Genomic DNA, 11,660 nt, shown 5'->3' on the forward strand with positions numbered 1-11,660 from the left:
AGAACTCTGTTTCACCCGTGGGCGGGCTGTTTCCGTGAGAGGGATGATGACCGGAAGGATTTACCGAAGCGTTAAAATTTGCCGGAAGATGACGGGAGTTAAGGATTTTGCGCGGCTTGTGTCATTCCTCGTCGGGATAAGGGCCTTTGCCGCCGTCATGGATGAACTGGTCGACGCGGGTGGTGAGCTCGGGGAGGGGGACGGAGCCGGTCTGGAGGACGACGTCGTGGAAGGCGCGGATATTGAAGGCCGGTCCGAGGGCGGCTTCGGCTTTCGCGCGGGCCTGGCGGATGGCCATTTCGCCGAGATAATACGAAAGAGCCTGACCGGGCCATGAGATATACCGGTCGACTTCGGTTTCGACTTCGTGCCGGGAGAGCGCGGTGTTATCGAGCAGGTACCGGATGGCCTGATCGCGCGTCCAGCCCATGTGATGGATGCCGGTATCGACGACGAGGCGGGCGGCGCGCCAGGCCTGGTAGCTGAGCATGCCGAAGCGGTCATAGGGGGTTTCGTAGAGGCCCATTTCGTCGCCGAGACGTTCGCAGTAGAGCGCCCAGCCTTCGCCGTAGGCCGAGAGATAGCTGTAACGCCGGAAATCCGGCTGGTCCTTGTTTTCGGCGGCGAGCGGGAGCTGGAATGCATGGCCCGGCGCGGATTCGTGCAGGGTCAGGGCGCGCAGAGCGTAAAGAGGCCGGGCGGGGAGATCCCAGGTGTTGACGAGATAGACGCCTGCTCCGCCGCGTGCGGCGGTGTAGAAGGGGGCGATGTTCGCCGGGACGGGGACGATGCCGAAGCGCTGGCGGGGAAGGTGGCCGATATAGCGTCCGATGCGTCCGTCCACCTGTTTGGCGATCCAGGCGGCGTCTTTCAGCAGTTCATCCGGTGTTTTTGCATAGAATTGCGGAGCTTTTCGCAGCCAGGCGAGGAAGGCGGGCATGTCGCCGGTGAAGCCGGAGGCTTTCATGGTCTGCTGCATTTCGGCGCGGATTTTGGCGATTTCCTCGAGCCCGGTCTTATGGATCTGATCGGGTGTGAGATCTGTTGTCGTGTATTCGCGGATGGCGGCCTGGTAACAGGCCTTGCCGTCGGGCAGGGTTTCGGCGCTGAGCGTGGTGCGGGTGTGCGGGAAATATTCGTTGCGGAAAAACGTCAGGAGAGTCTGGTAGGCCGGGATGACGGTTTCGCGGATTGTGGCGAGAGCTTCTTTACGCAGGGCGGCCTGTGTGGCGGCGGGGATTGTTGCCGGCATGTCCAGGAACGGCGCGTAAAAGGCTGTTTCCGCCGGGGGTTTTCCGAGATAGGCGGCGATGGAGGCGTCCCGTCCCTGCAGGGTGACGCGCGGAGGGGTGAGGCCGTGGGCGAGACCGGCGCGCATATTGTCTGTCTGGTCGTGGAAATACCGGCCGACCTGGCTCAGGCGGGTGAGGTAGCTCCGGTATTCGGCTTCGTTCTTTGGGTGAAAATCGGTGTCGCCTTCAATGCCGGTCCAGAATGCGGTGTCTGAGTTCGCGGGCATTTCGTAGGCGCGGCAGGTCTGGTCGGCGATCAGCGCGTCGATCTGTCCGGTGTAGACGGCGTAATCGACGCGGCTTCCGGCCGGAAGGCTGTCCGGGCTGATTGCGGCGATCTGTCTGCGCACTTCCTGCCAGCGGGTCAGGCGGGCGGCCTGGGCGGCGGGGCTGACATCGGGGAGAAATTTCTGGGGTGTTTCGGGTGTGTCGCCGGGGGCGTGACCGTCCTGTTCGAGCCGCCAGGTCCATTCGCTGCTGCTGATCGCTCTGAAGCGGGCCTCGGGGGAGGTGGGCGCAGGATCTGTGGCGGCTTCCGCCTGGGCGGGGCGGGGAGCGATTGCGGCGCAGGCGAGGAGGACGGGGATAAGGGCAGTGTGGATAGTGAGCAGGTTTCGCATAAGGATTCCGGAGAGGCCGGGAGGGCGGTGACGATCTGCTGTGTTTAACATGCGGGCGCGTGTTGCAAATCCCGGAGAGTTTTTTCGGGTGGTGTCGCGGTCTCCGGATGCCTGAAGCAGATGTTTTCCGCAGGGGTGGTGCTGCCGGGTTTCTGGCTGACAGTTCCGGCAGCAATCGCGCTTTTTCAGTATGACGAAGACGTTTCCGATGTGAACGCTTCTATGGCGAGTGCGAAGCAGCGGCTTCCGTTCAGCGTCCGGAATTCCGGCTGCGGGACTGTGTGAAGGGCGGAGCGGCAGAAGGTGAGGGCGTGGGGATCCGGGTTCAGGGCTTTGCTGCGCTGGTTTCCGTCCTCATGGAAAAGCGTGAGAGTGCCTTTGCCGTAGAGGCAGAAGGCGCAGAGTGATGAGCCGGGCGATGAACCGGCGGAGAGGGTGGGTGTAAAGGGCGTGGTGACGGGATGGCAGGTGAGGCGCAGGGTTCGCGCGGCGCCGAGGGCGGCTGTCAGGGACAGCGTTTGCTCGATATCGTCTCTGAGGAATGAGAGGGTTTTCGGGAACGGGTCTTTGTCGCGCAGCCAGGTCCGGAGCTGTTCGGTCGGTCCGCTGAGAGTGAGTGGTTCGGAGGGTTGCGTCTCCTGACTGATGAGATCCGGCCAGGTTTCGGGGACTTTGCGGCTCCAGACGACGATATCGGGAAAAGGCGTGAGCACGTCGGCGACGATGCGGGTATCGGCCGATGCGACGACGCGCGGGCCGGTTTTGCCGGTGTCCGGCCAGCTTTCGATGACGAACATGATTCAGCGACCGGTGGCGGCGGGCTGGCGCGGGCTCATGCCGCAGGCGTCCGGGTGATCGAGGGTCAGGAGAAGGCGCGTGAGGGGCGTGCCGAGGCCGGAAAGGGGAGGTGAGCGGTGGAGGATCGCGGTGTCCGCGGACCAGCCGGGGTGAAGTCGCCCTTTGAGAAGCGTGAGCCAGCCTGCGGGTGTTTCGTGGATGGTGTCGTTCTCCGCGTGTTTCCACTGAACGCCGGGGCCTGTGTAGGTGCAGAGGAGGCGGAGGGGAACGTTGTCGATGTGGAAGCATCGGCAGCTGTCGTGACTGATCTTTTCCAGACGGAAGCGGATTTCGGCTGTGTCTGACAGGCACCGGTAGCGGCGGGCGAGGGCGAGCGTGTCGTCCAGGAGCGGCTGCGTGTCTGCGGGCATGATCTGCCGGAGTTCGGTTTCGAGGATTTCGATGGTGCCCCGGCTGAGGAAGAGGTCCGGACCGCGGGTGATCCAGGTGGCGGCGGCCTGGCTGAGGTCCTGGTTCAGGAGACGTGGTTCCTGGGCGATGGCGCAGTCGGGGCGGTCGATGTTCTGAAACGGCACCGGGACGGCGAAACGCTGGCGGGTCGGGCAGGCCTGTCTCATTCCGGGCTCCTTCGTGTGTTGTTATGTTATAACATAACATATAGAATACGTGGATCGCAACCGAAGTGAGGGTGTCCGCATGTGCGAAAGACTTCCGGCGACTGTGCTTTCCGGCTTTTCGGGAGCCTGTCCTGTTCCTGAAGGGGTGGAGGGCAATGAGCGGACGCTGCGGCATGAGATGTGGCGTCGTTATGCGGGGGATGACTGGGCGGCGTTCGATGCGTTGCCTGTGGCGGTGCGGAAGCGGGTGGCGGAACATGCTTATGATGCGTGGTCGGTGAATGTGATGCTGCTCTGGCGGCATTACAAACGGGTTTACGGGCGTACGGCACGGGCGGAGCGGGCTCTGATCCGGTACCTTGATTATTGCGAGCGGCTTGAGCGGGCGGCTTTTGCGTCGCGTTATGCGGAGGCGTATGGCGCGGTTTTGCCGCATGAGGCGGCGGAGGCGACGGTTTTGCGTGTGGGGGTAAGGTGAGGCAACTCTGTTCCGGCTTCTCCTTATGTGACGATGGGGAGCGATGTGCCTTACTGAGCGATGGTCTGCTTTTCCGGTTCAGGACTGATTATTGACAGGGAAGATTTTGATTCAGGCTTCGTGAGGAGACTGAAGATGAGCGACCTGGTTCGGCTGACCGGGGCGTAGATGATCTGGTTCGGTCCTGCTTTCCGGGGAGCCTGGGTGGTTCCGCCTTCATGACTGTCCTGTTCTGAAGGGAACATCTTTGTCAGTCGAAAGGTCTGTGCCGGATGGTTTATAATTTCCGGGATGAGGCGGGTGTCATCGTCCGGATGGTCTCTCGCACCCGCCGTTATAGCAGTTGCCACAGCACGCAGCACAAAATCAGTCCGGTCAGGGATACGATCGTCTGCAGCACCGACCACACCATGATCGTCTGCTTCAGAGACAGCCTGAACAATTCATGCACCATCCAGAATCCGGCGTCATTCACATGACAGAAAAATACCGATCCGGATCCGATTGACAGCGCCAGCAGAGAGGCCTGTGCCGGCGTCAGCCCCAGTTGTGGCAGCAGCGGCGCTATCAGCCCCGCCGTCGCGGATGTCGCTACCGTTGCTGAGCCCGTCGCCTGGCGCAGACACACCGCGATCAGCCACACGAGAACGACCGGTGGAAATGGCGATGCCACGGCGATCTTGCTGATCGTGTCTGCAATTCCGGCCGACAGCAGCACCTGTTTCAGGCCGCCGCCTGCCCCGATCGTCAGCAACAGCACCGCAACCGGCGGCAGACTGCGCTGCAGTGTCTGGCCGATCTCGTGGCGCGGCACGCCCCGCGCCCAGCCGAGCATGATAACGGCAAAAACAACGGCCAGTGTCAGCGCTGAAAACGGCTCGCCCACGCCGTCCAGAACTCGCGCTGTCAGCCCGGTCTGGGGCAGAAAAACCTTTGAGACCGTGCGGGCCAGCATCAGCGAGACCGGCAGCAGAAGCACGGCCAGCGAGACTGCCCCTGACGGCGCCGGTCCGCCCGCTCCGGCCTCTCCGGGAAGATCCGGGCAGGGGATATTGAAACCGGACTGGCGCGACAGCCATTTTCCATAAAGCGGTCCTGCGAGAATGACAGCCGGAATGGCAATTCCGAGTCCGGTCAGCAGTGTGGCGCCGAGCTGCGCGTGCAGTATCGACACTGCGATCAGCGGTCCGGGATGCGGCGGCACCAGCGCATGAAGCGCTGTCATTCCGGCCAGCGCCGGGATTGCCACTGACAGCAACGGCAATCCTGATTGTTTCGAAATTGTCACGATGACCGGCAGCATGATGACGAGACCGACCTCGAAAAACAGAGGCAGACCGATCATCATCGCTGCAATCGCAATCAGCCATGGCAGCAGCGCGGCTGGCACTGGCCGGCCTCCCGGCGACAGGAGCATCGACACCACCCGTCCGGCCGCGCCGCTGTGTTCGATCATTCCGCCCAGCATCGATCCCAGTGCGATGATAATACCCGCATCGCCGAGCAGCTTTCCGGCTCCGGTCTGAAAAGCGCCGATCGCCGGCAGGATCGGCAGGCCGCTGCAGACACTGAACGTCAGCGCCCCCAGCAGGATGGCGAGAAACGGTGTCAGCCGCAGCCAGCTTATCAGCAGAACAATTACAAGCAGAGCGGCGATACATGATCCGATCAGCCGGCTGTCATGCGCGGTCCACGCCAGAACTGTATGATCCAGAACACGTCACCTGAACATTAGAAAAGGCGAGACCATTAGCCTGGCCGGAGAGAATAACCAGACACATAACAGTGAAGGGCGCCGGACAATCCGGCGCTGGACTGTGTGATGGCAAAGCTGATGCCGCCGTCTGGGGGTACGTCGACAGGTTCGGCAGGGCGTTTTCCGGGTAACGGGATCTGTTTAGCGGATTGGGAACATGATTGTTCGTTGTTTATGAAATCTGAATACGGGAATTTTCTTCTTGTCCGCTTCCGGTCATGACGTAATCAGTAGACTCACGTGTCGGGAAAACGTTTCAGCAGACTTGTTTCGTAGCTTTAGCCGGGGCTGTTTTTGTGATGCTTTCGGGCTTCTGCAGGCAGGGGGGCTGGGGATGTTTCGCCTGCGTGAGCGGTTTACTGGTCCGGCGAATGCGGTGCGCGTTCTGGTGGTGGTACTCGTCGTCACGTCCTTTCTGGCATTTCCGGTTATGGGCATGCCGGTCTGTCGCGGCGTTGATACGGCTCTGACGGAGGCCCGGAGGCAGGAATATGCTGTCCTCGTGGCCGGTGCGCTGAATGGGCGTGTCCGGTCTTCGCAGGTGACGATCAGCGCTTTTATGCAGGCCGGGGTCTGGAGTGCCGTGCGTGTTGCGACGCCTGTTGCGGATGATGGTGTTTTATTCTTCGTTGAGAGGCAGGGAGAGAAACAGTTCAGGGACGTGTGGGGTGGATGGGCGCAGCCTTCCGAACGGCGGCAACTGTCGAGGTGGGCGAGGAGACTGGGAGCGCCGGACTTACTGGCCCGATGTTTTGCGGGACTGATGAAGTGAAGGGGTGGTGCGGAGGCGGTTCTGTAAGGTCGGGAAAATCACTCATGATTTCGGCGGATGGATGGGCAGGGGCTGAGACACGGAATACGGAGCGGGAATTGTGACGTGTCATGTTATCGGGATGCCGCTTATCAGAACCACTAAGGCAATCTGTCTTGCTGCCGCTTTGCTTTCCGTGGTGTTGCTGATGCCGGGAAGTGGTGCGCGGGCGGCGGGGGAACAGGCGTTTACGGACTATACTGGCCGGCTGGGTGATCTGCCGGCTGGCATGACGCTTGGGTTTGCCGATGGCAGGGCTGTGGCTGGCAGTCATTACTATTACCGCAAATATTGCAGGGATATTCCTCTGACGGGTACGGATGGGGCGGAACTGCGTCTGAGTGAGCCGGGCGGGGGCGTTTTTGTGTTGCATTATGTGGGCGGCGGGCCGGCATCTCATGCGACTGCGGAAAACAGCACGGGGCTTGCGGGTACCTGGAGTGGTGCGGGCCGGGTTTTGCCTGTGGCCTTAACGGCTGCCGGAGGTGACAGCTATGTTCCGGGACATCGCTACGCTGACGTGACGGCTCAGGACGATGCTGCGTTTGAGACGCTTGTTCGCGGATTTTACGATGCGGTTCTGGCTGGCGACCGGGCGGAGGCGATGCGGTTCGTGTCTTTTCCGCTGAGGGTGAATACGGGTGGGGGACGGTTCTTTACTATCCGGGATGCGGCGACATTGCAGGGGAAATGGGCTCAGGTTTTTCCGGCGGTGTGGCTGAAGGCGCTCGCGGCTGCGACGCCGCACGATATGTTCGTAAGGAACGGGCAGGTCATGATCGGCGATGGCCTTGCGTGGTTTGGCGCGGATGGTCTGGAGGTCGTCAATACCGTGCCGTTGCGGGTGGCGGAGAGTGTCGGGGCCTGTTCGGGAGGAGAGCGTAATTGACCGGTCCGTCTTTGCCATCTCCGGAAATCTTTCAGCATGTGCGCATCATCATGGGTATGGTGGTGGGGCTGAGTGTCACGCGTCTGCTCAACGGGCTGGTGCGCATCATTCAGCATCCCGGCCAGACACGGATCTATCCGGTGCATATCGGCTGGGTTCTGACACTGCTGCTGATGCTCGTGCATTTCTGGTGGTGGGAGTTCTGGCTGGTCACGCTGCCGTCCTGGACGTTCGAGACCTATCTGTTTCTGATTGTCTATGCGATCGTTCTGTTCTTCCTGAGCGCATTTCTTTTTCCCGATACGATCAGCGACTATACGGGATATGAGGATTTCTTCATTTCGCGGCGGAAGTGGTTTTTCTCGTTCTTTGCGCTGACCGTTATCTTTGATCTGATTGACACGCTGATTAAGGGGCCGGCGCATTACGCCATGTTTTCGGCTGAATACTGGTTCCGGGTGCCGGTTTATCTTGTTCTTTGCGGAATCGCGATTGTTTCCGCCAGTCGCCGGTTTCACATGGTTTTTGTCAGTCTCGGGCTGATTTACGAGATTTCCTGGATACTCCGGCATTTTGAAACGCTGAGCTGAGGGGAGTGGGCTGAAAAATCCGGGATGTGGAAGGGACACCGGATGACGGGGAGCGTGGTGCTGATGGTTCTTCGTCCGGGATGTGGGGCGTGGCTCTCCTTTGCAGGCTGTTATGGGGTGTTTGTCTGCGTGACAGAGATGTGTAGAGCGGTTTTCGGGGCTTTGCCCGGACCAGGCAAAGGGACGTGGTCCCTTTGATCCCGGTTTGTGAATCTGTAAGGATGTTGGGCAAGGTTTCGGTTGATGACGTCCGGCGTTATTTTGCCTGGAAAGGCTGACCGTCCCAGGTGACGACTTTGCCGGGGCCGCAGACGGGACCCTGTTTTCCGCCAAAACCCCAGAGTGTCGCGGGGATTTTGATGTTGTTGTAGGGCAGGCTGGTTTCCACGTAGCAGGCCTGTTTCGGATTTTTTGCGTCCCAGCCGTCGACGGTGATGGTCGAGCCGGCGCTCATGTAGAGGGAGCCGGCGGGGGTGCCTTCCAGCGCGCCGAGGACGATTTCGGTTTTGCCTGTATCGCTGTTTTCGATGTGACCGGTGAAGGAGGTCGGGCCGCGCAGGATCATCTGCTGTGCGTTGAAGTCGAAGCTGGTGCCCTGGAAGTCGAATTCCCAGCAGGATTCCTCGTCGATGCCGGCGACGGTGTTGTTGTAGATGGTGCCACCGGCGAAGGTGGAGCGCTCGCCGGAATTATGCGGGTGCGGCAGGGTGTAGATGCCGGTGTTTCCGTTGCCGATGATGACATTGAACATATCGACGCCCCAGACATTGTTGCCCAGAGTGATGCCGTGGTTGAAGCCCTGGATGGAGACGTTAATGAGGGTTATGCCGGCGTCGACGACCATCGTGTTGTTATCGGTGTAGTTCATGGTGATGCCGTCGATGGACCGGTTGCCTTTCAGCGTGATCCCCTCGAGGCGGTTGCTGCTGGTCCAGTCATGATGCGGAAAGCCGTCCTGCGAGACATAGAGGCAGGTTCCGGAGGTCATGCGGCAGTCGAAAATGGCGTTGCGGAGCGTGACCAGTTCCGGATTGATTTTCAGGGTTTTCGTGAGGGTTTTTGTGGCGCCCTGAAAATCGATGGCGCAGCTTCGGATGCCTGAGTAGCAGCCGTTCAGCTGGGCCTGCACGGCGGCGGTGTCGTCAGCGGCGCGGGCTGTGGATGCGGTGGCGGCGAGCGCGACGAGGGAAAGACAGGCTGCATACTTCATCGGAACAGGCTCCTGTGAGGGTCTGTGTGTGGACAGGGTGGTTTCCGGCTGCGTTGTTTCGGGCCTCTGATTGCGGATCTTTAATTCCGCGTCTCGTTTTTTGCGCCCTCGTTTGTGCATGTGTGAGTCTGTCCTGTCCAGGCTGTCTGTCATGTCGGGAGCGTGATGCCGTGGTGGGCGGGAGGCGGGTTGACCTGTCGGGCGGATCGCGGCTCCCATGAGGCGGAGCTTCGCGATTGAGAGGGATTTGTTATGGCCTGTGCAACACAATTCTGCGCTCGCGTGACGGGAAGGGGCGGGTGGCTGTCCGTTCTGGCGGGAGACCGTCGCGGGGTGGGGCGGGGCTGTGCGCAGCGGGAGTTTTTATTCCGGATTTGTCCACGAATTTTTGTGGGGAGTGACCGGTGAGCGGGTCGGTCGGGTCTGCGGATGTGTCCTTTTCCGTCGGGGCGGATGCTGTGCCGGTTTCGTGCGGGTCGCTCTATGAGGAGACGGCGACGGCGGGGCCTGTCACCGGGGCTGTCGGGCAGGATATCGAGGTCGGGACGCTGGTGACTGGCGGCGGGATTACCGGGCTTTCGGCCGGGCTTTATCTGGCGACGGCGGGTGAGAGTGTTGCGGTTGTCGATGCGGGAGCGCCTGGCTGGGGGGCTTCGGGCCGCAATGGCGGGCAGGTCAATCCGGGTCTGAAAATGCCGCCTTCCGGGGTGGAGAGTCATTTGGCTCCGGAGGCTGGGCGCAGGCTTGCTGTTGCGGCGTGGAATGCGCCGGATCTGGTGTTTGCGCTGATTGAAAAACACGGAATCCGGTGTGACGCGGTTCGGGGCGGGACGGTGCGGGCGGCGACGGCGGGGTCGCAGGTGCCGGCGCTGGACCGGCTGACGGAAGAGTGTCTGGCCCGTGGCGGGGATGTGGCCTGGCTGAATCGTGGTGAGATGGCTGAGCTGACGGGCACGGATCGCTACTGTGCCGGCATGATCGACAGGCGGGGCGGACAGGTGAATCCGCTGTCCTATACGCGGGGGCTGGCGTCGGCGGCCATCGGGCGCGGGGCGCAGGTTTATTCCGGCACGCGGATCATGTCGCTGACGCGCGATGGCGGGACCTGGCTGGCGATGACGGATAGCGGCTATGCGATCCGGTGCCGGAATGTCGTGCTGGCGACGAACGGGTACACGAATGGTCTCTGGCCGGGGCTGAGTGACAGCATTGTGCCGGTTTACAGCGCCATCATCGCGACGGAGCCGCTGCCTGAGCGGCTGCGGGCGGCGATTCTGGCGCGGCGCGAGGTTCTGTATGAGCTGGGTGAGATCACGGTCTATTACCGCGTGGATGAGGCGGGACGGCTTCTGATCGGGAGGCGCTCGGTGTCGCGGCCTCTGGTCGGGGCGGAAGCGTTTCCGGAACTGCGGCATCTGGCGCATCGGTTGTGGCCGGGGCTGGCGGGGACGGGGTGGACGCATGGATGGAACGGGCAGCTGGCCGTGACGACGGATCATTATCCGCACTGGCATGAGCCGGCGCCGGGTGTGATTGCGTGTCTGGGCTATAACGGGCGGGGTGTGGCGATGGCGACGTTGCTCGGACGTGAGGTGGCGCGGCGGATTCAGGGTGTGCCGGCGGGGGAGCTGCTGTTGCCGCCGACGCGGATCAGGGGAATTCCGCTGCATCGGTTCTGGAAGGCCGGAGTTGCGGCGCGGGTGGCGCTGGGACGATGGCGGGACCGGCGTCAGGAGGGGCGGGCGGCTGGCGGCGAGGGGTGAAAATCTGGCGTCTGTATCCTTTGCGGACAGGGTTTTTCGGGGCTTTGCTCCGAATCCCGCAAAGAAACGCAGTCCCTCTGATCCCGGTTGATTAAATCAGAAGGGGTGCAGGGCGGAGCGGTGCTCTGTCTTCTGTTTGCAGAGTATACAGATGCCGAAAGTTTCGGGCTCGCAATGTTGCGGCGGGCGCAGTTCTGTGTTTGTTCTGTCTGGTCGTCTTTCTGTCAGGAGTGGATTTTGGCTGAGTTATCGTCCAGGCATTATGTGATTGTGCATGGCTATACCGCGAACCCGGAGGCCAACTGGTTTCCGTGGCTCAGGGAGCAGCTTGAGCGCGCCGGGGCGCGGGTGTCCGTGCCGGCGATGCCGTCTCCTCATGCGCCGGTAACGGAGAGCTGGGACGCGACGCTGAGGGATCTTCTGCCGCGTCTGAGTGACGACGTGGTTCTGATCGGCCACAGCCTGGGCTGTATTACGATCCTTCGTTATCTGATGTCCCGGCCGCCTGCGGAGACGGCTGGCGGCTATGTTCTGGTGTCCGGGTTTGACAGGCGTCTGTCGACGTTGCCGGAGCTGGAGGCGTTTACGGATATCGCGCTCGATTATGACGCTCTGCGGCGGCGGGCTGCTTTCCGGGTCTCGGTGTTTTCCGACAATGACGCGATTGTCGATCCGTCCGTGTCCCGTGATCTGGCGAAGGCGCTGCGGACGGAGGTGATGGAGATTCCCGGCGGCGGGCATTTTCTGGACCGGGAAGGGTACGGGTCGTTTCCTGAGCTGTCCGGTCTTCTGCTGACTCAGTGACGGCCGGGGCCTGCGCGGGGCGGCCCGCCGGC

11 protein-coding genes are annotated in these 11,660 nt (G+C 61.7%); 6 read left to right on the forward strand and 5 right to left on the reverse strand.

Annotated features, from left to right (window positions below):
- Positions 1 to 121: 121 nt before the first annotated feature.
- The 3 genes from GOB93_RS14630 to GOB93_RS14640 all read right to left on the reverse strand — a co-directional run bounded on the left by GOB93_RS14630 (position 122) and on the right by GOB93_RS14640 (position 3,327).
- Positions 122 to 1,912 carry a DUF885 domain-containing protein gene (locus tag GOB93_RS14630; protein ID WP_173584248.1) on the reverse strand — a complete coding sequence of 597 codons (1,791 nt, stop codon included), beginning with the start codon at positions 1,910 to 1,912 and terminating at the stop codon, positions 122 to 124.
- A 185-nt stretch (positions 1,913 to 2,097) separates the two neighbouring features.
- Entirely contained in the window at positions 2,098 to 2,709 is a 612-nt protein-coding gene (locus GOB93_RS14635) for a hypothetical protein (RefSeq protein ID WP_173584249.1), read from the reverse strand.
- A gap of 3 nt (positions 2,710 to 2,712) precedes the next feature.
- Positions 2,713 to 3,327, reverse strand: a complete 615-nt coding sequence (locus GOB93_RS14640; RefSeq protein ID WP_173584250.1) for a DUF1826 domain-containing protein — start codon at positions 3,325 to 3,327, stop codon at positions 2,713 to 2,715.
- A gap of 79 nt (positions 3,328 to 3,406) precedes the next feature.
- Here GOB93_RS14640 and GOB93_RS14645 point away from each other — a divergent pair, with 79 nt between their 5' ends.
- On the forward strand, positions 3,407 to 3,805 hold the full coding sequence (locus GOB93_RS14645) for a DUF6525 family protein (protein ID WP_277877282.1): 399 nt from the start codon (positions 3,407 to 3,409) through the stop codon (positions 3,803 to 3,805).
- A 334-nt stretch (positions 3,806 to 4,139) separates the two neighbouring features.
- Here GOB93_RS14645 and GOB93_RS14650 read toward each other — a convergent pair whose 3' ends face one another.
- A complete protein-coding gene (locus GOB93_RS14650; RefSeq protein WP_173584269.1) occupies positions 4,140 to 5,519 on the reverse strand; it encodes a GntT/GntP/DsdX family permease in 1,380 nt (459 codons plus the stop codon).
- A 376-nt stretch (positions 5,520 to 5,895) separates the two neighbouring features.
- Here GOB93_RS14650 and GOB93_RS14655 point away from each other — a divergent pair, with 376 nt between their 5' ends.
- The 3 genes from GOB93_RS14655 (at position 5,896) to GOB93_RS14665 (ending at position 7,851) form a co-directional block, all read left to right on the forward strand.
- Positions 5,896 to 6,333, forward strand: a complete 438-nt coding sequence (locus GOB93_RS14655) for a hypothetical protein (protein ID WP_173584251.1) — start codon at positions 5,896 to 5,898, stop codon at positions 6,331 to 6,333.
- A gap of 100 nt (positions 6,334 to 6,433) precedes the next feature.
- The gene (locus GOB93_RS14660) at positions 6,434 to 7,261 is read left to right on the forward strand and encodes a hypothetical protein (RefSeq protein ID WP_173584252.1); all 828 of its coding nucleotides are present in this window, start codon (positions 6,434 to 6,436) and stop codon (positions 7,259 to 7,261) included.
- Positions 7,258 to 7,851, forward strand: a complete 594-nt coding sequence (locus GOB93_RS14665; RefSeq protein WP_242010802.1) for a hypothetical protein — start codon at positions 7,258 to 7,260, stop codon at positions 7,849 to 7,851. The genes GOB93_RS14660 and GOB93_RS14665 overlap by 4 nt, the downstream gene beginning before the upstream one ends.
- Positions 7,852 to 8,107: 256 nt before the next feature.
- Here GOB93_RS14665 and GOB93_RS14670 read toward each other — a convergent pair whose 3' ends face one another.
- Complete coding sequence (locus tag GOB93_RS14670) at positions 8,108 to 9,061, reverse strand: hypothetical protein (RefSeq protein ID WP_173584253.1); 954 nt, start codon at positions 9,059 to 9,061, stop codon at positions 8,108 to 8,110.
- A gap of 404 nt (positions 9,062 to 9,465) precedes the next feature.
- Between GOB93_RS14670 and GOB93_RS14675 the strand changes: the two genes are divergently transcribed.
- Together GOB93_RS14675 and GOB93_RS14680 are read left to right on the forward strand one after the other, a co-directional pair.
- Positions 9,466 to 10,824: an NAD(P)/FAD-dependent oxidoreductase gene (locus tag GOB93_RS14675; protein ID WP_338422387.1), complete on the forward strand. Its 1,359-nt coding sequence runs from the start codon at positions 9,466 to 9,468 to the stop codon at positions 10,822 to 10,824.
- 237 nt (positions 10,825 to 11,061) lie between these two features.
- Positions 11,062 to 11,628: an RBBP9/YdeN family alpha/beta hydrolase gene (locus tag GOB93_RS14680; RefSeq protein ID WP_198912705.1), complete on the forward strand. Its 567-nt coding sequence runs from the start codon at positions 11,062 to 11,064 to the stop codon at positions 11,626 to 11,628.
- Positions 11,629 to 11,660 lie beyond the last annotated feature (32 nt).

The organism is Acetobacter musti, from assembly GCF_011516835.1.
GTDB classification, from domain to species: Bacteria; Pseudomonadota; Alphaproteobacteria; order Acetobacterales; family Acetobacteraceae; genus Acetobacter; species Acetobacter musti.

Excerpts from the sequence above, each read along its gene's own strand:
- GOB93_RS14630 (WP_173584248.1), bottom strand. The coding sequence starts at position 1,912 with ATGCGAAACCTGCTCACTATCCACACTGCCCTTATCCCCGTCCTCCTC.
- GOB93_RS14635 (WP_173584249.1), bottom strand. The coding sequence starts at position 2,709 with ATGTTCGTCATCGAAAGCTGGCCGGACACCGGCAAAACCGGCCCGCGC.
- GOB93_RS14640 (WP_173584250.1), bottom strand. The coding sequence starts at position 3,327 with ATGAGACAGGCCTGCCCGACCCGCCAGCGTTTCGCCGTCCCGGTGCCG.
- GOB93_RS14645 (WP_277877282.1), top strand. The coding sequence starts at position 3,407 with ATGTGCGAAAGACTTCCGGCGACTGTGCTTTCCGGCTTTTCGGGAGCC.
- GOB93_RS14655 (WP_173584251.1), top strand. The coding sequence starts at position 5,896 with ATGTTTCGCCTGCGTGAGCGGTTTACTGGTCCGGCGAATGCGGTGCGC.
- GOB93_RS14670 (WP_173584253.1), bottom strand. The coding sequence starts at position 9,061 with ATGAAGTATGCAGCCTGTCTTTCCCTCGTCGCGCTCGCCGCCACCGCA.